General features: G+C 71.6%; 18 protein-coding genes. 8 read left to right on the top strand and 10 right to left on the bottom strand.

Annotation, left to right across the window (positions count from 1 at the left end; translation table 11 throughout):
• Positions 1-99: 99 nt before the first annotated feature.
• Complete coding sequence (locus tag CGL27_RS29970) at positions 100-1,263, top strand: cystathionine gamma-synthase (RefSeq protein ID WP_078643219.1); 1,164 nt, start codon at positions 100-102, stop codon at positions 1,261-1,263.
• 125 nt (positions 1,264-1,388) lie between these two features.
• Here CGL27_RS29970 and CGL27_RS29975 read toward each other — a convergent pair whose 3' ends face one another.
• The 3 genes from CGL27_RS29975 to CGL27_RS29985 form a co-directional block, all read right to left on the bottom strand.
• Entirely contained in the window at positions 1,389-1,643 is a 255-nt protein-coding gene (locus CGL27_RS29975; protein ID WP_119991230.1) for a hypothetical protein, read from the bottom strand.
• On the bottom strand, positions 1,640-2,266 hold the full coding sequence (locus tag CGL27_RS29980) for a sigma factor-like helix-turn-helix DNA-binding protein (RefSeq protein WP_240450687.1): 627 nt from the start codon (positions 2,264-2,266) through the stop codon (positions 1,640-1,642). The genes CGL27_RS29975 and CGL27_RS29980 overlap by 4 nt, the downstream gene beginning before the upstream one ends.
• Positions 2,267-2,371: 105 nt before the next feature.
• Entirely contained in the window at positions 2,372-2,872 is a 501-nt protein-coding gene (locus tag CGL27_RS29985; RefSeq protein WP_203348515.1) for a MarR family transcriptional regulator, read from the bottom strand.
• 228 nt (positions 2,873-3,100) lie between these two features.
• Here CGL27_RS29985 and ilvA point away from each other — a divergent pair, with 228 nt between their 5' ends.
• The 3 genes from ilvA (at position 3,101) to CGL27_RS30000 (ending at position 6,651) form a co-directional block, all read left to right on the top strand.
• Positions 3,101-4,564: a threonine ammonia-lyase gene (gene ilvA, locus CGL27_RS29990; RefSeq protein ID WP_240450688.1), complete on the top strand. Its 1,464-nt coding sequence runs from the start codon at positions 3,101-3,103 to the stop codon at positions 4,562-4,564.
• Positions 4,565-4,801: 237 nt separating this feature from the next.
• Entirely contained in the window at positions 4,802-5,788 is a 987-nt protein-coding gene (locus tag CGL27_RS29995; protein ID WP_078643221.1) for an ATP-binding cassette domain-containing protein, read from the top strand.
• Positions 5,788-6,651, top strand: a complete 864-nt coding sequence (locus tag CGL27_RS30000) for an ABC transporter permease (protein ID WP_014054532.1) — start codon at positions 5,788-5,790, stop codon at positions 6,649-6,651. Before CGL27_RS29995 ends, CGL27_RS30000 begins: the two co-directional genes overlap by 1 nt.
• Positions 6,652-6,786: 135 nt before the next feature.
• On the opposite strand, the gene greA is transcribed toward CGL27_RS30000, so the two are convergent.
• Both greA and CGL27_RS30010 read right to left on the bottom strand, forming a co-directional pair.
• The gene (gene greA / locus CGL27_RS30005) at positions 6,787-7,284 is read right to left on the bottom strand and encodes a transcription elongation factor GreA (RefSeq protein WP_078643222.1); all 498 of its coding nucleotides are present in this window, start codon (positions 7,282-7,284) and stop codon (positions 6,787-6,789) included.
• A gap of 187 nt (positions 7,285-7,471) precedes the next feature.
• Positions 7,472-7,876 carry a DUF4307 domain-containing protein gene (locus tag CGL27_RS30010; RefSeq protein WP_119991232.1) on the bottom strand — a complete coding sequence of 135 codons (405 nt, stop codon included), beginning with the start codon at positions 7,874-7,876 and terminating at the stop codon, positions 7,472-7,474.
• A 97-nt stretch (positions 7,877-7,973) separates the two neighbouring features.
• Here CGL27_RS30010 and mca point away from each other — a divergent pair, with 97 nt between their 5' ends.
• Both mca and CGL27_RS30020 read left to right on the top strand, forming a co-directional pair.
• Complete coding sequence (gene mca, locus CGL27_RS30015) at positions 7,974-8,846, top strand: mycothiol conjugate amidase Mca (RefSeq protein WP_119991234.1); 873 nt, start codon at positions 7,974-7,976, stop codon at positions 8,844-8,846.
• A 7-nt stretch (positions 8,847-8,853) separates the two neighbouring features.
• Positions 8,854-9,102: a hypothetical protein gene (locus tag CGL27_RS30020; protein ID WP_119994614.1), complete on the top strand. Its 249-nt coding sequence runs from the start codon at positions 8,854-8,856 to the stop codon at positions 9,100-9,102.
• Positions 9,103-9,212: 110 nt separating this feature from the next.
• Here the strand turns inward: CGL27_RS30020 and CGL27_RS30025 are convergent, their stop codons facing one another.
• The 3 genes from CGL27_RS30025 to CGL27_RS30035 form a co-directional block, all read right to left on the bottom strand.
• Entirely contained in the window at positions 9,213-12,500 is a 3,288-nt protein-coding gene (locus CGL27_RS30025) for a tetratricopeptide repeat protein (protein ID WP_078643225.1), read from the bottom strand.
• 217 nt (positions 12,501-12,717) lie between these two features.
• Positions 12,718-13,656: a LysR substrate-binding domain-containing protein gene (locus tag CGL27_RS30030; protein WP_119991235.1), complete on the bottom strand. Its 939-nt coding sequence runs from the start codon at positions 13,654-13,656 to the stop codon at positions 12,718-12,720.
• Positions 13,657-13,701: 45 nt separating this feature from the next.
• A complete protein-coding gene (locus CGL27_RS30035) occupies positions 13,702-14,559 on the bottom strand; it encodes an NAD-dependent epimerase/dehydratase family protein (RefSeq protein ID WP_119991237.1) in 858 nt (285 codons plus the stop codon).
• A gap of 213 nt (positions 14,560-14,772) precedes the next feature.
• On the opposite strand from CGL27_RS30035, the gene CGL27_RS30040 reads away from it, so the two are divergent.
• Positions 14,773-16,164, top strand: a complete 1,392-nt coding sequence (locus CGL27_RS30040) for a mercuric reductase (protein WP_119991240.1) — start codon at positions 14,773-14,775, stop codon at positions 16,162-16,164.
• A gap of 588 nt (positions 16,165-16,752) precedes the next feature.
• A complete protein-coding gene (locus CGL27_RS30050; RefSeq protein WP_119991241.1) occupies positions 16,753-18,789 on the top strand; it encodes a thioredoxin domain-containing protein in 2,037 nt (678 codons plus the stop codon).
• 504 nt (positions 18,790-19,293) lie between these two features.
• On the opposite strand, the gene CGL27_RS30055 is transcribed toward CGL27_RS30050, so the two are convergent.
• Both CGL27_RS30055 and CGL27_RS30060 read right to left on the bottom strand, forming a co-directional pair.
• Positions 19,294-19,959 (bottom strand): TetR family transcriptional regulator, encoded by a 666-nt coding sequence (locus CGL27_RS30055; protein WP_119991243.1) that lies wholly within the window; start codon positions 19,957-19,959, stop codon positions 19,294-19,296.
• A gap of 1 nt (position 19,960) precedes the next feature.
• A complete protein-coding gene (locus CGL27_RS30060) occupies positions 19,961-20,662 on the bottom strand; it encodes a hemolysin III family protein (protein WP_240450689.1) in 702 nt (233 codons plus the stop codon).
• Positions 20,663-20,900 lie beyond the last annotated feature (238 nt).

Raw genomic sequence — 20,900 nt, forward strand, 5'->3', positions numbered from 1 at the left:
CCAGAACGGCTGGTGGCCCAGAACGGCTTGTGGTCCAGCCTATGCGCCTCGGCGGTCGTTGAATCCAGCACGGGCGCGTCGGGCGTTACGCTCGGGCCCATGAGCCACCAGCACCCCCAGGGGCATCCTCAGAGTTTCGAGACGCTCGCCATCCACGCGGGTCAGGAGGCCGACTCGCTCACCGGCGCCGTCGTCCCCCCGATCTACCAGGTCTCCACCTACAAGCAGGACGGGGTGGGCGGTCTGCGGGGCGGCTATGAGTACAGCCGTTCCGCCAACCCCACCCGCAGCGCGCTGGAGGAGAACCTGGCGGCCCTGGAGGGTGGCCGCCGCGGCCTCGCCTTCGCGTCCGGTCTCGCCGCCGAGGACTGCCTGCTGCGCACGCTTCTGGTGCCGGGCGACCATGTCGTCATCCCGGACGACGCCTACGGCGGTACGTTCCGCCTGTTCGCCAAGGTCGTGGAGCGCTGGGGGGTGGAGTGGTCGGTCGCCGACACCTCCGACCCGGCGGCCGTACAGGCCGCGCTCCGCCCCCGTACGAAGGTGATCTGGGTCGAGACCCCGAGCAACCCGCTGCTCGGCATCACCGACATCGCCGCCGTCGCCGACATCGCCCGCACCGCGGGGGCTCGGCTGGTGGTGGACAACACCTTCGCCAGCCCCTACCTCCAGCAGCCGCTCGCGCTCGGCGCGGATGTCGTGGTGCACTCCACCACCAAGTACATGGGCGGGCACTCGGATGTCGTCGGCGGTGCGCTGGTCGTCTCCGACACCGGCCTCGGGGACGAACTCGCCTTCCACCAGAACGCGATGGGCGCCATCGCCGGGCCCTTCGACGCCTGGCTGGTGATGCGCGGCATCAAGACCCTCGCCGTCCGCATGGACCGGCACAGCGCCAACGCCACGCGGATCGCGGAGATGCTCGTCGCGCACCCCAAGGTGACCCGGGTCTACTACCCGGGGCTGCCGGAGCACGCGGGGCACGAGATCGCGGCCAAGCAGATGCGGGCCTTCGGCGGCATGGTGTCGTTCCAGGTCGCGGGCGGCGAGGAGGCGGCGGTCGAGGTGTGCGACCGGGCGCGGCTGTTCACGCTCGGGGAGTCGCTCGGCGGCGTCGAGTCGCTGATCGAGCACCCGGGGCGGATGACACACGCCTCGGCGGCGGGCTCGGCGCTCGAGGTACCGGCCGATCTCGTACGGCTGTCGGTGGGCATCGAGTCGGTCGACGATCTGCTCATGGACCTGAGCCAGGCTCTGGGCTGACGGCTGAGTTGTCTGGACGCCTGATGCCTGATGCCTGGCCGTCTGGCGCCTGACGTCTGGCCGTCTGGCTGCGGATCTTTGAGGGCGGTCACCGTCGTTCGGCGGTCACTGTCCTCCTCCGGCGGTCACCATCCTTCGAGGGGTGGGGTGGTGTCGGTGGGCTGCGGTGCGGTCCACGGTTCGACGATGGCCGCCCAGATGGCGAAGGCCACGACCGCGGCGAGCAGCAGCAGCCAGCCGATGGTGCGTACGACCTGGTGGCGGCGGAGCATCCGCCGCCCCCGTTCGGTCGCCCGGCCCGCCAGATCCGGCGGTAGCGCCGGATGCGGGCCCTCCAGCATCCGGCGGACCTCGGTCTCCTTGCGGTCCGGAAAGCTCATGGCGCCACCCCGGTCCCGGTTCCAGCCCCGGCTCCGGCTCCCGTCCCGGCTCCGGCCGCGCCGGTGGCCGTCCGGCGACCGGTGGACGGGGGCGTTCCGGTGGACGGAGGCTGTCCGGCGGGCGCGGGCGTTCCGGGGGACGCGGGTGTTCCGGCGGACGGGGGTGTTCCGTACGTACCGCGCCGCGGCGCCGCGCTGCGCATCGCCGTGACCGCACGGGTGCAGATCGCCCGGACTCGCTCGACCGGGAGGCCGAGCGCCGCCGCCGTCTGCTCCTCCGCGACCCCCTCGTACAGCCGCAGCACCAGCACCAGCCGCTCCTGCGGGGTGAGCCGGGCCAGGAGGCCGCCGCGCGGGTGGCGGTAGCGGTGGCCTCGGTGGGCGAAGAGGGCGGCCAGCGTCCGGCGGGTGTGGTCGTACGGATCTTCGCCGCGCAGCCGGTCCCAGCGGGCGTACGTGCGCGCGAGCGCGGCGGTCAGCAGGCGCTCGGCGGCTTCGGTGTCCCCCGTCGGCTCCCCCGTGAGCAGCGCGGCCGCATGCAGCAGGCGGCCACCCGCGCCCGCGACGAATACCTCGAACTCCCGGGCCCGGCGGCCATCTCGTGCTGCCCGCCGCTCTCGCACCACGTCCTCCGCCTCCCGTTCCCTTAGGACACGGCAGGCGCGGGCACCCGGTCAAGAGGTCTGCGAGTTCTGCGAAGTCGCGAGGTCTGCGAGGTCGCGCCGGGGTCAGGTGGCGGGCGTCGCCTGGGGCACCGTGCTGTGTGCGGCGGAGAGGGCGACGTTGAACCGGGTCAGCAGATCGCAGAAGAGATCGCGCTCCTCCGCTGTCCAGTCGTCGGTCACGCGGGCCATCAGGTCGCGCCGTGAGGAGCGCACTTCCTCCAGGCGGGCCTTGCCGCGCGGGGAGAGCTGGAGCACGACCGCGCGGCCGTCCTCGGGGTGCGAGGTGCGCTTGACCATGCCGGAGTCGACCAGCGGGGCGACCTGGCGGGTCACGGTGGACGAGTCGATGCCCATGCTCCCCGCGAGCGCCTTGACTCCCATCGGGCCTTCCTGGTCGAGCCGGTTGAGCAGCAGATACGCGGCTCGGTCCATGGAGTTGCGGGCCTGGCCGACGCCGCCGAGCCGGGTCTGTTCCGCACGGCGGGCGAAGACGGCGACCTGATGCTGGAGCGTGTCCAGTACGCCGGTGTCGAGTTGAGTCGTCATGTCCGATTGGGTGGGCATGGCCTAGGGCTCACTTCATGCGGTGGTCTGTGGGATGTGGCACAGAGTACGCGGCCGGGGCCCTGCCCGTACGGGGGCTGCAGAAACCTGACGACCTCCGAGCCACAACCTGCCGTTCTGAGCCGTTCTCCGTCGCCGTAGCCCGCCGGTGGGCCTTGGCCCGGTACCCGACCGGCACCGGCCCGGGCCACGGGGGCCTGCCGGGGGTGAGCTGCCAGACTGGGGACCATGGCTGCACGACACGGCGACGAGGACGGGCCCGGCTCCGGGTCCGGCCCGGCCTCGCCCCCCACCTCCTCCGCTTCTGCTTCCGCCTCCACGGGTTCCGCGGGGTCTGGCCTCGCTTCCAGCCCTGCTTCCGGCTCCGGGCGGTCCGCCTCCGCTTCTGGCTCCCAGGGGTCCGCTTCTGGCTCCGCGGGGTCCGGCTCCGAGGGTTCCGCCCCCGGGGGCTCTGCCTCCGCTTCCGCCTCCGAGGGACCCGAGACGATCAAGACGATCACGCTCGACGACATCCGCGGGGCGCAGAAGACGCTGTCGGGGATCTCCCGGCTCACCGCGCTGGAGGGCAGCCGCTATCTGTCCGGTCTGGTCGGCTCGCCGGTCCACCTCAAATGCGAGAACCTGCAGCGCACCGGGTCGTTCAAGCTGCGCGGCGGCTATGTGCGGATCTCCGGGCTCAGCCCCGAGGAGCGCGCGGCCGGGGTGGTCGCGGCGAGCGCCGGGAACCATGCGCAGGGCGTCGCCCTCGCGGCCTCGCTGCTGGGGGTGCGCTCGACGGTCTTCATGCCCGAGGGCGCCCCGCTGCCCAAGATCGCGGCCACCCGGGACTACGGCGCCGAGGTGCGGCTGCGCGGCCAGATCGTGGACGAGACGATGCGGGCGGCGCAGGAGTACGCCGAGCGCACGGGCGCGGTCTTCATCCACCCCTTCGACCACCCCGACATCATCGCGGGGCAGGGCACGGTGGGGCTGGAGATCCTGGAGCAGTGCCCCGAGGTGCGCACCGTGGTGGTGGGCATCGGCGGGGGCGGGCTGGCGGCCGGGATCGCGGTGGCGGTGAAGGCCCTGCGGCCGGATGTGCGGGTGGTGGGGGTGCAGGCGGAGGGCGCCGCGGCGTATCCGCCGTCGCTGGCGGCCGGGCGGCCGGTCTCGATCGAGGCGCCCGTGACGATGGCGGACGGCATCAAGGTGGGGCGGCCGGGCGATGTGCCGTTCCGGATCATCGACGATCTCGTCGACGAGGTCCGTACGGTCACCGAGGACGAGCTGTCCAGCGCGCTGCTGCTCTGCCTGGAGCGGGCGAAGCTGGTGGTGGAGCCGGCGGGCGCGAGCCCGGTGGCCGCGCTGCTGTCGGCGCCGGAGTCCTTCGAGGGGCCGGTGGTCGCGGTGCTCTCGGGCGGCAATGTCGATCCGCTGCTGATGCAGCGCATCCTGCGGCACGGCATGGCCGCGGCGGGGCGCTATCTGTCGCTGCGGCTGCGGCTCACCGACCGGCCGGGGGCGCTGGCCACGCTGCTGGGGGTGCTGTCGACGCTGGACGCCAATGTGCTCGATGTCAGCCATGTACGCACCAATCCGCGGCTCGGGCTGAGCGAGGCCGAGGTGGAGCTGCACCTGGAGACGAAGGGGACGGGCCACTGCGAGGAGGTCCGGGAGGCGCTGCGCGGGGCCGGGTACACGGTGATGGCCTGACGACGGGAGACGGCCCGCCCCCGCGGCGGGACTGATGCCTGACTGCCCGGGGGCCGCCATCGCCCCCGGGCAGACCTGTCGACCGTCGCCCTCGGTCTTATTTTCCTTGCCTCGCGTATGTCGCGATGTATCGCGTTCCCGGTACCATTGCCGTCCAGTTGCTGTCGAGCGCTGCCCATATGGGCGGACTTATGCCTTGATTAAGTGTGGAACGGCCCCAACCCCGGGAGTGCCAACATGCCAGGCGCTATTCACGCCGAGGGTCTGGTGAAGACCTTCGGCGACGTAAGGGCTCTGGACGGCGTCGACCTCGACGTACCGGAAGGAACCGTGCTCGGACTGCTCGGCCCCAATGGCGCGGGCAAGACCACCGCGGTGCGCGTGCTCACCACGCTGCTGCGCCCGGACAGCGGAACGGCGGTGGTCGCGGGGGTGGACGTGCTGAAGAACCCCGACGAGGTCCGCCGCTCCATCGGGCTGTCCGGCCAGTTCGCCGCCGTGGACGAGTATTTGACCGGCCGTGAGAACCTCCAGATGGTCGGCCAGCTCTACCAGATGGGAGCGCGGGCGGCCAAAGCCCGCGCGAGTGAGCTGCTGGAGCGGTTCAGCCTCGCCGAGGCGGCCGACCGCACCGCCAAGACGTACTCCGGCGGGATGCGCCGGAGGCTGGACCTCGCCGCGGCCCTGGTGGTCAGCCCGCCCGTGATGTTCATGGACGAGCCGACCACCGGTCTGGACCCGCGCAACCGGCAGGCGCTGTGGGAGGTCATCCAGGAGCTGGTGGCCGGTGGCACGACGCTGCTGCTGACCACGCAGTATCTGGAGGAGGCGGACCATCTGGCGCATGACATCTGCGTGATCGACCGCGGCCGGGTCATCGCCCGCGGCACCTCCGACCAGCTCAAGGCCCATACGGGCGGGGAGCGGGTGGAGGTCGTGGTGCATGAGCGCGAGCACATCGCGGTCGCCCAGGAGGTCCTGCGGGTCCTCGGCAAGGGCGAGACGACCGTGCAGGAGCACACCCGTCAGGTCACGGTCCCGGTCGTGGGCGGCGCCAAGCTGCTCGCCGAGGTCATCCGCGAACTGGACACCCGCGGTGTGGAGATCGACGACATCGGGCTGCGCCGCCCGACCCTGGACGACGTGTTCATCTCCCTCACCGGCCATGGGACCGAGGACGGACTCCAGGGCGGCGGCGAGGCCGAGAGCAAGGGAGTCGAATGATGGCCGTCGTCGAGGAGACCGGTGCCACCGTCGCGGCGGCCCCCCGGCCGCGCGGCGGACCGCTGCGCTCCGTCCGGGACTCGCTGGTGGTCGCCAAGCGCAATCTCCTGCGGATGATGCGCATCCCGGAGATGGTGGTGTTCGGCCTGGTGCAGCCGATCATGTTCGTGGTGCTGTTCAGCTATGTGTTCGGTGGCGCGATCATGGTTCCGGGGCAGGCCAGCGCGGACGCCACGGTGTATCGCGAGTTCCTGATGGCCGGGATCTTCGCGCAGACCGTGACGTTCGCCACGGCGGGCGCGGGGGCGGGGATCGCCGACGATATGAACAAGGGGCTGATCGACCGCTTCCGCTCACTGCCGATGGCGCGTGGCGCGGTACTCACCGGCCGTACGCTCGCGGATCTCGTCCAGACGGCGCTGACGCTGGTGGTGCTGGCGATCGTCGCGGTCATCGTGGGCTGGCGGATTCATGACGGCGCCCTGAAGGCGCTGGGCGCGTTCGGGCTGCTGCTTCTGCTCGGCTACGCCTTCTCGTGGATCGGCGCGCTGATCGGCCTGTCGGTACGGACGCCGGAGGCGGCCACCTCGGGCGGGCTGATCTGGCTGTTCCCGCTGACGTTCATCTCGAACGCCTTCGTGCCGTCCAGCAAGATGCCCGCCGTCCTGGGCCATATCGCCGACTGGAACCCCTTCAGCGCGACGGTGCAGGCGTCCCGGCAGCTCTTCGGCAATCCGGAGGGCGTGGTCTCGGACGCCTGGCCGATGCAGCATCCGGCGCTGGCGTCGGTCCTCTGGTCGCTGCTGATCATCGTGCTCTTCCGGACGCTGGCGGTGCGCAAATACCGCTCGGCGACCGCCTGAGCGGCCCGGACGATCCCCGGCCGGACCGCCTGAGTGGCCCGGCCGGGGATCGTGGAGATCGAGAGCGGCCCCGCTGAGGGGTGTGGTGATCGTGGAGGAGCCCCGGCCGCCCGGCCGGGGCTCCACACCGGGCGCTCAGCCCTGGTACGGCTTGGCCTCCAGGATCCGCACTGAGGCGGTGCGGCCATTGGGCAGCTCGTATTCCGCGTCCTGGCCGACCTTCTTGCCGTTCACACCCGAGCCCAGCGGGGACTGCGGCGAGTAGGTCTCGATGTTCGCGCTCGCGTACTCACGAGAGGCGAGCAGGAAGGTCAGGGTGTCGTCCGGGTCGCCGTCGAACGCGATGGTGACCACCATGCCGGGGGCGACCACGCCGGTGTCCGCGGGTGCCTCGCCGACCTTCGCATGCTGCAGGAGCTGCGTCAGCTGACGCACTCGGAGCTCCTGCTTGCCCTGCTCCTCCTTGGCGGCGTGGTAGCCCCCGTTCTCCCGGAGGTCACCTTCCTCCCGGGCAGCCTCGATCTTCTTCGCGATCTCGACACGTGCGGGACCCGACAGGTACTCCAGCTCGGCCTTGAGCTGGTCGTACGCCTCCTGGGTCAGCCAGGTGACGTTCTCGCTGGTCTGGGTCACAGGTGCTCCTCGTCGGTGCTGGGAATACAAATGAACGCCCTACTCAGAAGGGTGCGCCTTCAAAGCGGGGCGAAACCACGAGCCTAACAATTCCGGCAAGAAACAGGGAGGAGGGAACTGGGCGCAATGCGCAGGAAAGCCGTCAGTGCTGGTCAGATCGGGGCAGCCGCCGACACGTCCGGTCCGATTATCGTCCGGACTCGCAGCCGATCAGCTCGGCGCTGGTCGCCCGGGCCGTGGTGCGCACGGTCACCACCTTGACCAGGTCGCCCTCGCGCTGGCTGAAGGTGAAGTCCTTCCGGCCCACCTCGTCGTGGTACTCATCCAGGGTACGCACGGTGCAGACACCGGTAGCGTCCTTGTCCTTGGTGATCTCCAGCCGGACGTCGACGGCGTCGTCGGCGACCACCTTGAAACCGGTCAACCGGCCGCTGACGTCCTGACCGGTGATGTAGTCGTATCCGAACCACGTGATCACGGCCAGCAGCCCGGCACCGAGCACCGCACCGACGATCTTCAGCGTGCGGTCGGCACGCGCGTCCGCGGACCGGCCGTAACGCCCGTCGGGCAGACCCTCGCGCACGGCGGCCATGGGCGTTCCTCCTGCTGGGAGAGACATCGGAATTATTTGTCCCTGGTTTAGGTCACTATAGAAGCCGTCTTCCACGACGAATCACTGAGGATCGAACTTGACTGAGCAGCTTCGTTTGATGGCCGTGCATGCGCACCCCGATGACGAGTCGAGCAAGGGCGCGGCCACCATGGCCAAGTACGTGTCTGAGGGGGTGGACGTGCTGGTCGCGACCTGCACAGGTGGAGAGCGCGGCTCCATCCTCAATCCCAAGCTCCAGGGTGATCCCTACATCGAGGAGAACATCCACGAGGTCCGCGCCAAGGAGATGGACGAGGCGCGCGAGATCCTCGGCGTCAAGCAGGAGTGGCTGGGCTTTGTGGACTCCGGACTGCCCGAGGGCGATCCGCTGCCGCCACTGCCCGAGGGCTGCTTCGCGCTGCAGGACGTCGAGGCGGCGGCGGAGCCCCTGGTGAGGCTGATCCGCTCGTTCAAGCCGCAGGTGATCACCACCTATGACGAGAACGGCGGCTATCCCCACCCCGACCACATCATGACCCACAAGATCACGATGGTGGCTTTCGAGGCGGCCGGTGACCCCGAGAAGTACCCGGAGGCGGGGGAGCCCTGGCAGCCGCAGAAGCTCTACTACAACCAGGGCTTCAACCGGGCGCGCACCGTCGCCCTGCATGAGGCGCTGCTGGCCCGCGGTCTGGACTCGCCGTACGCGGAGTGGCTGGAGCGCTGGAAGAGCTTCGACCGGCCCGAGCGCACCCTGACCACCTATGTGCCCTGCGCCGACTTCTTCGAGATCCGCGACAAGGCGCTGATCGCGCACCGTACGCAGATCGATCCCGATGGCGGCTGGTTCCGGGTGCCCATGGACGTCCAGCGGGACGTCTGGCCCACCGAGGAGTACGAGCTCGCCAAGTCACTTGTGGACACCTCCCTCCCCGAGGACGACCTCTTCGCGGGCATCCGCAACAATTGAGCCCATGATGAGCGCCACCAGCACCCTCGCCATGACGCATCTCGTCCCGCTCGCCAAGGACCTGGACGAGAACAAGGTGACCCCGGGCGTCCTCGGCTTCATCGTCTTCGCCGTGATCGGCGCGGCGGTGTGGCTGCTGATGAAGTCCATGAACAAGCACATGAAGCGGGTGAACTTCGAGGAGGGGCCGGAGCCCGGCAAGGCTCCGGCGACGGCCTCCGCCGAAGGCACCAAGGGCGAGGAGCGCACGGCCTGAAACCCTGGCCGGGCCCGACCGCGTGCCCCGCGCGAGCGGGGCCTCACGGCCCGGCCGACGGGATCTCGCGTATCCCGGCCCCCTCTCCGCGCTCTCTGCGCTCTTCGTGGCTAGCCGCGAGGCTCCGGCAGCACGGCCATGACCTCGCGCGAGTGGCGGCTCGGCACCATGCCGAGCTGCCATGCCTGCCACCCCGTTTCCGGCTCGACGCCGCGCTCCAGCACCAGCGCGAACGCCTCCGCGCACCCCTCCAGCCGGGAATCCCCCGCCGTGCCCTCCTCGCGCATCTCCCGCGCCAGCTCCGCCAGCTCTTCCTGGGCAACCGCCGTGCCGATGACGGAACCGCCCGCGGAGGCGAACGGCAGCAGGGTGCAGCGCAGGAACCGGGCCCAGGAGCGGCCGCGCCGGTCCCCGTACCCCGCGAACAGCCCGGCCGCCTCGTCCACCAGCTCCAGTGCCTGCGTCGCCTTGCCGTTTCCCGCGTCGATCACCGCCAGCTCGACGCAGGACCATGCCTCGCCATGGGCCACGCCCACCCGCCGGAAGTCATGCCGCGCGTCCTGGAGCAGCTGCCGGGCGAAGCCGCTGTTGCGCAGCGAGCCCGTCTGCGCCGCCCGCAGATCACGGGTGACCCGTGCCGAGTGATGACGGGAACACGCCAGCCCGTACACATCCCGCATCCGGTTGAACATCAGGCGGGCCCGCTCCAGCTCGCGCAGCGCCGAATCATGGTCGCCGCGCTCCTCCAGCGCCTGGCCCAGGTAGTACAGCGTCCATGCCTCACCGCGCGCGTCCTCGTTCTCCCGGTGGCGGGAGAGGGCCTGGCGCAACTGGTCGACGGCCGCCGACGCCTCCCCGGCCACCAGCCGGGCCCGGGCGAGCTGGGTGAGCGCCCATGCCTCACCGCGCTGGTCATGGGTACGGCTGTAGGCGTCCAGCGCGCCCCGCAGCTCGGCCTCGGCGCGCGGCACATCGCCCATCCGCAGACATGTCTGGCCGAGCTGGAAGTGCGCCCACGCCTGGCCGTGCAGGCTCTCGCTCTCCTGATGCAGCTCCAGGGCCGCGTCCAGCAGCTCCAGCGCCTCGGCCAGCCCGCCGCGGTCGCGCTCCACCGCCGCCAGGGCGTGCATCGTCCAGCCCCGGTCACCACGCAGCTCCTCGGCCTGCTGGAGCTCCAGCGCCTCGCGCAGCTTGGCCGCCGCCTCCCCGAGATTGCCCTGGTGATGCAGGGTGATGCCGAGACTGCACAGGGCACGGGCCGCGCCCGCCTGGTGCTGCGCCTCGAAATACAGGTCCACCACCGAGGACAGCGTGGTGCGCGCCTGGTCCAGCTCGCCGAGCTGGCGGGCCGCGATACCGGTGCGCCACTGCACGGACCGCATCAGCAGGCCCTGGTCCACGGCCTGGGTGAGCTCGCTGATCTCGCCCAGCCGGTAGAGATCGCCGCGCAGCAGGCAGTAGTCGCACAGCGCGCCCAGCAGATGCAGCACCACTGACTGGTCCACGCCCTCCGCATGGCGCAGCGCGGCGGTGATGAAGCTCGATTCGTCGTCCAGCCAGCGCAGCGCCGCGTCCAGCGAGGTGAAGCCATGGCCGCCCGCCGCGCCCTTGCCGAACATGTCGGCACGGGTGGATGTCTTGCCGTCGACCAGCCGGATCACCGAATCCGCGAGCTCGGCATAGCTGCGGATCAGCCGCTCCTGCGCGGCGGTGCGCTGCTCCGGCTGCTCCTCGTCGAGCAGCCGGGCATGGGCGAAGGAGCGCACCAGGTCATGGAGGCGGTAGCGGCTGCCGCGCACATGCTGGATCAGCCCGGCCCGGCCGAGCGCCTCCAGATGGCGGCCGGCCTCCTGCTCATCGGTGCCCAGCAGCGCCGCGGCCGCCGCGCCGCCCAGGCTGGCCCGCCCGGCCAGCGCCAGTCGGCGCAGCAGCTTCCGGGCGCCGTCCTGCTGGTCGGTGTAGCGCAGCCACAGGGCGCGCTCGATCGCGCCCACCGGGCCGTACGCCTCCAGCTCGGTGACCAGGGCGGCGGGGGTGCGGGGGCCGAGCGAGGAGCCCGCGATCCGCAGCGCCAGCGGCAGCCGCCCGCACAGCTCGGCGATCCGCTCCACGGACTGCCCGTCATAGGGGCCCGCCCCGGTGGGCTCCTCGGCTGAGGTCCGCAGCAGCTCCTCGGCGCCCGGCTCGTCCAGCGGGCCCACCTCCATCCGGTGCACCCGGGCGGCGAGGTCGGCCGGCAGATCGAGCGGAGTGCGCGAGGTGATCAGGACCAGGCTGTCGGACCGCTCCGGGATCAGCGTGCGCACCTGCTCGGCGTCGTGGGCGTCATCCAGCACGATGGTGACTGGCAGCCCGGTCAGATACTGGTGATACAGCTCGGTGAGCCGTCTGATGTGCTGGTCCTGCGAGGACCGCTCGCGGAAGAGCAGCTGGTCGCGGGGTGCGCCGAGCCGGTTCAGCAGATGCAGCAGCGCGTCACGGGTGGGCAGTGGGGCCTGCTCGGGGCTGTCGCCGCGCAAGTCGACCAGGCACGCACCGCGGAACTGATCGCGCAGATGGTGGGCCGCCCGCACGGCCAGCATGGTCCGGCCGGAGCCCGGCGGGCCCTCCAGCAGCACCACCGTGGGCTGGGTCTCGGTGGACGCACGACCCTGCTGCACCCACTGCGTGATCTGGGTGAGCTGCGCCCGGCGCCCGGCGAACGGGCCCTCCGCCTCGGGGAGATGGGCGAAGGACTGCTCCAGCACGGTGCGCCTGCGGGCCGCCTGGCTGCGGTCCGCACCGCGCAGCCTCGGCACCTGACCGGTGGCGGAGGAGGTGGAGCGCTTGGCCGAACCGCCGCCCTGGCGGGTGGCGGCCGAGGTCATCCGGTGCTGGTCGATGAACGGCCGGATGCCCCGCACCTCGACCGCCGTGAGCCACTGCAGCCGCAACTGCTCGGGCCCGCCGGGCTGGTTGCGCAGCGCGGCCTGACGGTGGGCGGCGGGCCAATGGCGCGCGGTGAGCTTGACGACCGCGGCGGCCGATCCGGCCACGGCGGCCGTCACCCCCGCGCCCAGCGCCGTGCCCGCCGAGGTGCCATAGGTGAGATCCGCGCCGAAGGCCGCCGCCGCGGCGACCGTCGCGGCCAGCGCCGGGGTGCCGAGCTGACCGCGCGACAGCCGCTCCGAGAGCGGTCTGCTGCCCGCGTCGGACTCGTCCAACGCGAGCACATACGCCCCGTACTCCTCCGCGGCGGTCGCGGCCATCTCGTCCAGCGCGCCCCGCGCCCGGCTGAGCAGCACCCCGCCATCGGTGCGCCCGCCCGAGCGGCGCACCTCCTCCTCCACGGCCCGCGACAGCAGCCGCTCAACTTCCGTCCGGTGGCTGTCCCGCAGCACCGCCAGTGACCCCGGCATGTGATCCCCCTCCTGCAGCAGTGCCCTCAGTCTTCCGTTTCTGGCTCTTATCCGGCAGTCCTGTGGATAACTCCCCTGTGGACAACTTCGCCTGCCTCGCCGGGTGGAGGGAGGATGGACCCATGCCGAACCGTCTGGCGCACGAGACGTCCCCCCATCCGCTTCAGCATGCCGCGAACAGGCCCGGCATAGCGGGCCCCGGGCGGGGCTGAGGGTCTCAGCGGTCGCCGTCGGCTCCGTCGTTCTCGGACTCCGAGGCTCCGGACGGAATGCCCGGTGGGGTCAGCAGATCGGCGAGGGCGGCGAAGTCGGTGATGAGCGGTGAGCTGCGGGCGGCGCTCCAGGCGAGACAGACATGGCCCGCTCCGATGCCCTCGACGGGGAGGATGACGACGTCGTGGCGGGTGTAGAAGTTGGCGGTGGAGAGCGGGATGACGCAGATGCCGGCCCCGGCCGCGACCAGTTCGAGTTTCTCCTCCACGCTGTTGATCGGCGGGACTTCGGCGCGCTCTCCGGTGCGCAGCTCGTCCGCCACATCCCGCCACTCAGGTACGGCGTCGGGATCCTGGAGCAGATGCTCGCCGGCCAGGTCGCCGACCGGGAGCGAGGGCTTCGTGGCCAGGGGGTGGTCCGCGGGGAGCACGACGACGCGGGGTTCGGTGAACAGGGGCCGCACCCGCAGACCGTGCTGGTCGACGGGGAGGCGGACAATGCTGACGTCGGCCCGGCCGTCGTGCAGCACCTCGACCTGGTCCTCCCAGCCGGTCCGCAGCAGCCGGACGTCCAGTCCTGGGTGGCGGGAGGTCAGGGCGCGCACCGCCGGGGTCACCGTGATGCCCGGCATGAAACCGATGGTGAACCTCGGGGTGTCGACGGCCGCGGCGGTGACCGCGCGGACCATGGCCGTGCTGGCCGCCAGCAGCCGGGGGGCTTCCGCCAGGAGCCGGGCTCCGGCCGCGGTCAGCTCGGTGCCCCGCCGGTCGCGGCGCAAGAGCTGGACGCCGAGGTCGTCCTCCAGCGCGCGCATCTGGCGGGACAGAGCCGGCTGGGCGATGTGCAGCCGCTCGGCGGCGCGGCCGAAGTGCAGTTCCTCGGCGACCGCCACGAAGTAGCGCAGCTTGCGCAGGTCGACGTCCACGCCGGTGCCCTCTCTCATCGTCCCCGTCGTCCTTCCTACCCGAGGTCCGTGGGGACGCGCCGGTCAACCTCGCGCGAAGACGGCCGGCGGGTCGGTGAAGGCGGGGGCCCAACCGAGTTCGTCGCGGGCGCGGGCCGGGGTGAACCGCTGGTCCAGGGCGAAGGCATCGGCTACGGGCCCCATCTCCGCACGGGCCTGCTCCAGGGTGATGGACACGGTCCTGCCCTCCAGCCCGACTCCGTGGCTGACGGCTTGTGTGACATCCCGGGCCGTCGGATTGACTCCGCCGACACCCACGTAGACCGAACCGGCCTTGGCACGCAGGGCCGCCACGTAGAGTTCCGCGAGGTCCTCGACGTGGACCAGGGCCCAGTGCTGAAGGCCGTCGCCGATGTAGGCGATGGCGCCGGCTTTCCGGCCGGGCTGGGTGAAGAGGACGTCGATGAGCCGGTTGTCGCCGCCGTACACCAGCCCGGCGCGGATGATCACGGGACGGCCGCCGCGGACGGCGCGGGCGAGGACGGCGTCCTCGACGGGGCGGCGCCAGACGACCACGGCCGGCGGGTTCCAGGGAGCGTCCTCATCTGCGACGCCGTCGGTGTCGCCGTAGACCCAGGTGCCGCCGGTGTGGACGTAGGTGCCCAGGCCGATGCCGTCCTGCAGGGCGGTGGCCACGGCGAGGTCTTCCTCGCCCGTCTGGGCCTGGGCGAGGTGGATGACGGCCTCGGCGTGGGCCGCGGCGTCGTTGAGAACGGCGAGGTCCCCCAGACCCCCGCGCACCGCGGTCGCCCCGAGCGACTGGACCGCTTGGGCCGCGTGCTCACTGCGGGCCAGCGCGCGCACGGTGTGACCGTGCCGGTTCAGCGCCTCGATGACCGCCTTGCCGATGTAACCGGAGCCGCCGGTGACGAAGACCTTCATGACGTGCGTCCTTCCGCTTGTTTCGGGATCGCTTCCACCCTGCGGCCGGGAAGGGACCCGCGTCCAAGACCTGTTCCGCGCGCTGTGATGCCGCGGCGGCATCAGCCCGGACGAGTGCCCTCGGCGGGCCGCCGGAAGCACCCCACCCGCCTCCACCCACGCTCGCCGACCACTCTCGGTGCGCATCGCAAAGCACAGGGTTACGATCGCCGTGTGGCAGACGAGAGCTATGACGTGATGGTGATCGGGACCAGCCAGGGCGGCCGGTTCCTGCCCATCGATCTCGCGAAGGCGGGCAGGAAGGTGGCGCTCGTCGAGCGCGGCCACCTGGGCGGCGTCTGCGTGAACTCCGGGTGCACCCCGACCAAGACCATGGTCGCCAGCGCACGCGCCGCCCACCAGGCACGGCGCGGCGCGGAGTACGGCGTGCGGACCGGTCCGGTGTCGGTCGACCTCGCCGCCGTGCGGGAGCGCAAGCGGGCGATGGTCGCGGGCGCGCGGGAGAACTACGCGAGCCGCCTGCCGCAGCACGGGCTCGACCTGGTCGAGGGTGAGGCCCGTTTCACGGGGCCCAAGACGGTCGAGATCGCCCTGCCGGACGGCGGGACGCGGGAGATCGGCGCGCCGGTGATCGTCATCGACACGGGCACCAGGCCCAGGCAGCTTACGATCAGCGGCGCGCAGAGCGTCCCTGTCCTGGACTCCACGTCGATCATGGAGCTGGGCGAGCTCCCTGATCACCTGATCATCCTCGGCGGCGGCTACATCGGCCTGGAGCTCGGGCAGATGTTCCGCAGGTTCGGCAGCGAGGTCACGATCGTCCAGACCGGCCCTCGCCTGCTGATGCGCGAGGACGATGACGTATCCGACGAGGTCGCCACGATCTTGCGCGATGAAGGGATCACGGTCCTGACGTCGGTGACGCCGGAACGGGGCGAGGAGGCGGGCGGCGGGCGGGTGCGGCTGACCGTGCGCACGCCGGACGGTGAGCGCCGGGTCGAGGGCTCCCACCTGCTGTCGGCCATCGGCCGCGCCCCCAACACGGAGGCGCTCACGCCGGTGGCGGCCGGCATCCGGCTGAGCGACAACGGCTTCATCGAGGTCGACGAGTACCTGGAAACCTCCGTCCCCGGCGTCTACGCCATGGGGGACGTCAAAGGCGGCCCGGCCTTCACCCACCTCTCCTTCGACGATTACCGGATCCTGCGCGCCAACCTGCTCGGCCAGGGGAAGGCGAGCACGCGGGACAGGCTCGTCCCGTACACCGTGTTCATCGACCCGCAGCTCGGCCGCGTCGGCATGACCGAGCGACAAGCCGCGGAGCAGAACCGCGCGGTCCGCGTCGCGAAGCTGCCGATGAGCGCCGTCATCCGGGCTCTCGAGACGGGGGAGACACGCGGCTTCATAAAGGCGGTCATCGACGCGGACACCCAGCAGATCCTCGGCGCCGCCGTGCTCGGCACCGAAGGCGGCGAGATCATGACGATCATCCAGGTCGCCATGCTGGGGGAGCTCCCGTATACCGCCATGGCGAATGCCGTCTTCACGCACCCGCTGCTGGCAGAGGGCCTGAACAGCCTCTTTATGAGCCTCGACGCCCAGTAGAGGGGTCAAGTGTGGTTGTCGTCGGACCGCTTGTCGTCGGTCCGGCCGAGCCCCAGGTCGCTTCGGGGTCGGCCGACCATGATGGTGGGGTCGGCGAGGCGGTCGAAGTCGGCGGCGGCGACGCCCGAGGCGAGGGCGGCCTCGCGCAGCCCTCGTCGTCGGCCTTGTGCGCGATCGCGAATGCCTTGTCGTAGCCGATGGTGGGGCTGAGCGCGGTGACGCGTCGCCGAGGATTCGGGCCGAGTGCAGCACGTTGTTGATGATGATCGGGCGCATGGCGCTGAGCTCGAAGTTGCCCTGTGCGCCCGCGGAGGCGATGAGCGCGTCCGACTCCCGGCTCCGCCCCGCCGCGAACTCCACACACGAGGGTCAAAACCTCACATAACCATCGTCGCGCCGCGGGGCCGTATGCGCCCACTCCGCGCTCCCGGCCGCACCCCCGCCCGCGCTCATAGGCTTGCCGCCTTCCGCATCCCCACGCAGGGTGGACCGGTCGAGTCCGCTCCGGTCCACAGTGGATTCGAGGACCTCTTGGCCGCGCCCTGTGGATAACTTCGTCTGCCCCGCCGGGTGGGGGAGGATGGACCCATGCCGAACCGCCTGGCGCACGAGACGTCCCCCTATCTGCTTCAGCACGCCGAGAACCCGGTCGACTGGTGGCCGTGGTCGGACGAGGCGTTCGAGGATGCGCGTCGCCGCGGGGTGCCCGTGCTGCTGAGCGTCGGCTATTCGAGCTGCCACTGGTGCCATGTCATGGCGCATGAGTCGTTCGAGGACAAGGAGACCGCCGACTATCTCAACGCCCACTTCGTCCCTGTGAAGGTCGACCGCGAGGAGCGGCCGGACGTCGACGCGGTGTACATGGAGGCGGTGCAGGCCGCGACCGGGCAGGGCGGCTGGCCCATGACGGTCTTTCTGACCACCGAGGCCCAGCCGTTCTACTTCGGTACGTACTTCCCGCCCCGGCCCCGGCCCGGTATGCCGTCCTTCCGGCAGGTACTGGAGGGGGTGAGCGCCGCCTGGGCGGACCGCCGCGAGGAGGTGATGGACGTCGCCGGGCGGATCGTGGAGGACCTGGCCCAGCGCACCGGGATCGCGCTGGGCGCGGATGCGCCCGCGCCGCCCGGTGAGGAGGATCTGCACGCCGCGCTCATGGGCCTGACCCGCGAATTCGACGCCACGCGCGGCGGTTTCGGCGGTGCGCCGAAGTTTCCGCCGTCCATGGCGCTGGAGTTCCTGCTGCGCCACCACGCCCGCACCGGCTCCGAGGGCGCGCTGCAGATGGTGTCGGCCACCTGCGAGGCGATGGCCCGCGGCGGTATCTACGACCAGCTCGGCGGCGGTTTCGCCCGCTATTCCGTCGATGCCGACTGGACCGTGCCGCACTTCGAGAAGATGCTGTACGACAACGCGCTGCTGTGCCGGGTCTACGCCCATCTGTGGCGTGCCACCGGTTCGGACCTCGCACGCCGTGTCGCCCTGGAGACTGCGGACTTCATGGTCCGCGAGCTGCGCACCGCACAGGGCGGCTTCGCCTCCGCGCTGGACGCCGACAGCGACGACGGCACCGGCAGGCATGTCGAGGGCGCGTACTACGTGTGGACGCCCGAGCGGCTGCGCGAGGTGCTGGGGGAGGCCGACGCGGAGTTCGCCGCCGGGCATTTCGGCGTGACCCAGGAGGGCACCTTCGAGCAGGGAGCCTCCGTGCTCCAGTTGCCCGACGGGGAGCGGCCGGCGGACGCGAGCCGAGTCGCCTCCGTGCGGGAGCGGCTGCTGGCCGCCCGGGAGCGGCGGGCCCGCCCCGGCCGCGACGACAAGATCGTCGCCGCCTGGAACGGGCTGGCCGTCGCGGCTCTCGCCGAGACTGGTGCCTATTTCGACCGCCCCGACCTGGTGGACGCCGCGACCGAGGCCGCCGAGCTGCTGATGCGCCTCCACATGGACCAGCGCGGGCGGCTGGCCCGCACCTCGCTCGACGGCACCGCGGGCGGCCACGCGGGCGTGCTCGAGGACTACGCGGATGTGGCCGAGGGCTTCCTCGCCCTGTCCGCCGTCACCGGCGACGGTGCGTGGGTGGACTTCGCCGGGCTGCTCCTGGACACCGTGCTGACCCGGTTCACCGCCGAGGACGGCACGCTGTTCGACACCGCCGATGACGCCGAGGCGCTCATCCGCCGCCCCCAGGACCCGACGGACAACGCGGCGCCGTCCGGCTGGACGGCCGCCGCCGGGGCCCTGCTGTCCTACGCCGCCATCACCGGCACCTCCCGCCACCGCGAGGCCGCCGAGCGCGCCCTCGCCGTGGTGCGGGCCCTCGGCCCCCGGGTGCCCCGCTTCATCGGCTGGGGCCTGGCGGTGGCCGAGGCCCGGCTCGACGGGCCGCGCGAGGTGGCCGTGGTGGGCCCCGGCGACGACCCGGCGACCCGCGCCCTGCACCGCGCCGCACTCCTGGCCACCGCCCCCGGCGCGGTCGTCGCGGTCGGCGAGCCCGGCTCCGGGGAGGTCCCGCTGCTGCAGGACCGCCCCCTGTTGGAGGGACGCCCGGCGGCGTACGTCTGCCGCGGCTTCACCTGCGACGCACCCACGGCCGATGTCGAGGCCCTGACGGCGAAGCTGGGCGGCTGAGCCGGGGAGCCGGACGGGGAGCCGGACCAGGTCCCGGGTCGGTTTCGGTCGGTCCCGGGGCCGACTCCTGGCTGAGCTGCGGACTGGCTTCGGCTCTTCCCGGCCGGCTCTGGTTGGGGTCCGGGCCGGCTCCGGCTGGGGCCCTGGGTCAGCGTCCGGTTCAGCTCCGGCTGCCCCCGAGCCAGCTCGGGAGCAGCCCTGGTCGGCCCGCAGCCAGCCCTGGCAGGCTCCCGGGTCAGCCCGGACGGCCTCCCAGGTCAGCCCGCTGTCAGCCCCAGCGGCCCAGCGGCCCGGCCGGAATCGGAGAGCGGATCGCCACGGGGCCGCAGGGCGGGAGCATGGCCGGAATCGCAGGGCGGGCAGCCGGATTCGCCGGGCGGCGACGGCAGCCGGGTTCGCAGGGCGGGAGCATGGCCGGAATCGCAGGGCGGACCACAGCCCGATTCGCCGGGCGGCTCGCAGCCAAAGCGCGGGGGCGGGGCACAGCGGGCCCCGCCTCGCGGGTCATAGCGGGATGCCTCGGGAGAGGAGGTCCAGGGCCCGGTCGATGGCCGTTGCCATGGCGTTGGCACGGGTGGCGGTGGCTCTCGCCGTGCTCGCCGTCGGCAGGTGGTGGTGGTCCAGGCAGTGGAAGACGGCTTCCCGTAGGGCGCCGAGGACGGCGCCCACCGCGACCCGTACCTCGAAGTCGTCCGGGGCCCGGCCGCTGCGCTCGGCCAGCGCCTCGCCCAGCAGTGTCCCGCTGTCGGCCAGGCCGCCGCTCATCCGAGCGCGCAGCGCCGGGACCTGCCGTACGAGGGCGAGCCGGGCCAGCAGTTCCTCGCGCTCCGTACCCGCCGCGGGCCCCAGCAGCCCCACGACGGCATGGCGCAGGGAGGCGGTCGGGGATTCGTCCTCCGGGCGCTCGCGGATCGCCTCCGCCATGAGCGCGTCGTACTCATCGGTGAGGACGATGTCCTCCTTGGCCGGGAAGTAGCGGAAGACGGTGCTGGTCGAGACGTCGGCGGCCGCGGCGATCCGGTCCACCGGAGTGGCCTCGTAGCCCTGCTCCGCGAAGAGCCGCAGGGCGGTGCGCCGGATCGCCTGCCGGGTCTTGATCTTCTTCCGTTCGCGCAGCCCGGGCCCGGGCCTGCGCTCTGGCTGTGACGTGGGCGGTGTGGCCTTGGGCATCTCAGGCGTGCTGATACGCCACCAAGGAGATGCCGACGTAGTGCACGACGAAGGCGGCCAGCGTGAAGCTGTGGAACACCTCGTGGAAGCCGAACCAGCGGGGCGAGGGGTTGGGGCGCTTGGTGCCGTAGATCACCGCGCCCACGCTGTAGAGCAGCCCGCCGACGACGATCAGCGTCATGACGGCGGCGCCGCCGGTGTGCAGGAAGTCGGGCAGGAAGAAGACGGCCGCCCAGCCCAGCGCGATGTAGCACGGGGTGTACAGCCAGCGCGGGGCGCCGACCCAGAAGACCCGGAAGGCGATTCCGGCGAGCGCCCCGGCCCACACCAGCCACAGCAGTAGCTGTTTTTTGCCGTGTGGCAGAAGCAGCATCGTGAAGGGCGTATACGTGCCCGCGATGATCAGGAAGATATTGGCGTGGTCCAGCCGCCGCAGCACCGCGGCGGTGCGCGGTCCCCAATTGCCGCGGTGGTAAAGGGCGCTGGTGCCGAACAGCGCACATGCGGTGAGCGTGAAGATGGCGCAGGCCAGCCGCCCGCGAGGACTGTCGGCGAGGGCCGTCAGTACCACCCCCGAGACCAGGACCGCGGGAAACATGCCGGCGTGCAGCCAGCCGCGGAGCATCGGCTTCAGGGGGAGCGGCGGGGCAGCTTGGGGCCCTGGGGGGTTCTCAACGGCGGCATCGGGCGCGGCGGCAGTCATGGCGCTCATGCTACCTACGCCACCGTAAGTTACCGGTCCATGTCGAGTGGTGATGGTCACCAAAGCGCCCACTGGACAGATGGCCTACACAGTCGGATGATCAAATGAGCGCGGTCGGCACCGGATGAGCTGAGCATCCGGGTCGCAGCCCCCAAGGGGTAGCTGTCTCCATAAACGGATATGAGTGCACATATCCGTCCAAAACCCTCAATCAAGACGCCGGAGCGCGTGCGGTTCC

Origin of the sequence: Streptomyces sp. 11-1-2 (genome assembly GCF_003595545.1) — a bacterium.
Lineage (GTDB): Bacteria > Actinomycetota > Actinomycetes > Streptomycetales > Streptomycetaceae > Streptomyces > Streptomyces hygroscopicus_B.

Coding starts and splice junctions, on each gene's coding strand:
- CGL27_RS29970 (WP_078643219.1), top strand. CDS start 100: ATGAGCCACCAGCACCCCCAGGGGCATCCTCAGAGTTTCGAGACGCTC.
- CGL27_RS29975 (WP_119991230.1), bottom strand. CDS start 1,643: ATGAGCTTTCCGGACCGCAAGGAGACCGAGGTCCGCCGGATGCTGGAG.
- CGL27_RS29985 (WP_203348515.1), bottom strand. CDS start 2,872: ATGCCCACCCAATCGGACATGACGACTCAACTCGACACCGGCGTACTG.
- ilvA (WP_240450688.1), top strand. CDS start 3,101: ATGGCTGCACGACACGGCGACGAGGACGGGCCCGGCTCCGGGTCCGGC.
- CGL27_RS29995 (WP_078643221.1), top strand. CDS start 4,802: ATGCCAGGCGCTATTCACGCCGAGGGTCTGGTGAAGACCTTCGGCGAC.
- CGL27_RS30000 (WP_014054532.1), top strand. CDS start 5,788: ATGGCCGTCGTCGAGGAGACCGGTGCCACCGTCGCGGCGGCCCCCCGG.
- CGL27_RS30010 (WP_119991232.1), bottom strand. CDS start 7,876: ATGGCCGCCGTGCGCGAGGGTCTGCCCGACGGGCGTTACGGCCGGTCC.
- CGL27_RS30020 (WP_119994614.1), top strand. CDS start 8,854: ATGAGCGCCACCAGCACCCTCGCCATGACGCATCTCGTCCCGCTCGCC.
- CGL27_RS30025 (WP_078643225.1), bottom strand. CDS start 12,500: ATGCCGGGGTCACTGGCGGTGCTGCGGGACAGCCACCGGACGGAAGTT.
- CGL27_RS30030 (WP_119991235.1), bottom strand. CDS start 13,656: ATGAGAGAGGGCACCGGCGTGGACGTCGACCTGCGCAAGCTGCGCTAC.
- CGL27_RS30035 (WP_119991237.1), bottom strand. CDS start 14,559: ATGAAGGTCTTCGTCACCGGCGGCTCCGGTTACATCGGCAAGGCGGTC.
- CGL27_RS30050 (WP_119991241.1), top strand. CDS start 16,753: ATGCCGAACCGCCTGGCGCACGAGACGTCCCCCTATCTGCTTCAGCAC.
- CGL27_RS30055 (WP_119991243.1), bottom strand. CDS start 19,959: ATGCCCAAGGCCACACCGCCCACGTCACAGCCAGAGCGCAGGCCCGGG.
- CGL27_RS30060 (WP_240450689.1), bottom strand. CDS start 20,662: ATGACTGCCGCCGCGCCCGATGCCGCCGTTGAGAACCCCCCAGGGCCC.